Origin of the sequence: Gordonibacter sp., from assembly GCF_036667095.1 — a bacterium.
Taxonomy (GTDB): domain Bacteria; phylum Actinomycetota; class Coriobacteriia; order Coriobacteriales; family Eggerthellaceae; genus Gordonibacter.
On record NZ_JAVWUP010000180.1, the window covers coordinates 1 to 740 of the forward strand.

Genomic DNA, 740 nt, shown 5'->3' on the forward strand with positions numbered 1-740 from the left:
TGCAAAAGAGGGTCGATGAGCTTGCGGAATGCGCCGGAGCCGCGCTTCTCCTTTTGCACCGCGATAATCTGCAAAACATATACGTTCGCCTTGTCGGTGAAGCGTTGGTACCAGAGCGGGTCGATGATTTCCGCAACGTTCAGCACGTTTTCTTGCATCCGTGCCAGATCTTCGGCGGTCGTGTCTGAAATGAGGGGTCCGGCAGCGTCTTGCAATGCGGTTGCAAGCATTTCGAGGGAAACGTCTTCGGTAAAGTACCCGATGGCGAGACCGTCGTCTCCGTGCGTAGTCAAGCAGCCAAGCTTCTCGTAGGCTTCGATTTTGCATCGGCAGTGCGCTTCGAATTGTTCGCGCCATCCCGAGATGCCGGCGAACTGAACTCGAGTTGCCGGATCATCCACAAAGCTCTCCGCAACGAGCTGCGCGCAGCGTTCGTTTTCCCTGGGTCTCCCTTTCTTGGGGTAACAGGTTCGACCCTATTAGAAACCCCGACGTTACGTCCGGGTCAAGAGAAAATTTTCCGCACCTCAAACTCCGGACTCCAAACGCCGTTATGAGCAGGATGGTTCGAGCGCAAGAATGAACGCGCGTATGAACGAACGCCCGCGTGAGCAGGGGACGTATCCCTGTTCCTTCTGCTCGCGGTAGAATTGCCATGTTTTGCCCGAATGCTACTTCTTCAAGAACTCCAAGATCATCGACTTTTCATCCTCAGTGAGGCGATGGATGTGCCCACGGTC

At 55.0% G+C, this 740-nt stretch carries 1 protein-coding gene; it reads right to left on the reverse strand.

The window, feature by feature from the left end:
- Positions 1 to 401 (reverse strand): hypothetical protein (locus RR842_RS11880; RefSeq protein ID WP_332729857.1); only part of this gene is annotated, 401 nt, incomplete at its 3' end.
- Positions 402 to 740: the final 339 nt, after the last annotated feature.